At 45.5% G+C, this 794-nt stretch carries 1 pseudogene; it reads right to left on the reverse strand.

What is annotated here, in order from left to right:
* Positions 1 to 794: pseudogene (locus J5224_RS31960) on the reverse strand (hypothetical protein); the annotation flags it as partial.

Genomic DNA, 794 nt, shown 5'->3' on the forward strand with positions numbered 1-794 from the left:
TACGGCATTCTGTATAGCTAACGCGTTCAAGGGGAGGTTGTTTTCTTTCAAAGTAACTGCCATCAAATAAAACGATCTCCCGATCATCATCAAGAACATACATGCCTTGAAATGTACCGGGGCGTACAGCATAAAAACGGTTTTTGATACAAATGGCTAATTTATCGGTAGCAGAATGTGGGTCTGAATAATGGAAAATGCCCTGCGCATCGGGTTTGGTCTCAGAGAAAAAGGCCTTATCCAGTTCAGGAAGGTTGTGCGTGCGTAGGTTAATGTGATGTGTGGCTGACAGCATCTCCGGTTCGGGGATATTGACGTTGACGTGCTCGAAAGAAAGGGTGTTATCAAGCACCACCGCGCGGCTCTCTTGTGCCAGTGAGTTTTTTATTTTATCAATAAACTCATAACCCTCTGTATTAAAACGACCGACCTTGTCTAACGTTATCATCAAGACAAGGTTGACGATGTCGTTCGATACTTTATTCCATTCTTGTTGCCTTTCCTCGCTGGTATCGCCTTCGAAAGCGTGTTCGAGATGAATTGCCAACGCAGCAAGAGGAGTGATTGGATTGGGCAGAATGGCCGAGGCATCAATGTCTCTTTCCCAGATGTCGCGAGTGACTTCGGCATCTGATGTTATCCGCGAATCCAGATCGCTGAAAAAACATTCGCGCTGCCTGTTCGCCATAAAAGTGAAGAAGGTTGAGGATGCAATAGGTGTGCGCTGTGCGCCTATTTTGTGTTTATCCCGTTCGCGATTAACGCTATTGGATTGTGACGTTAACCAATTATCT

This window comes from Candidatus Symbiopectobacterium sp. NZEC135 (assembly GCF_025962695.1).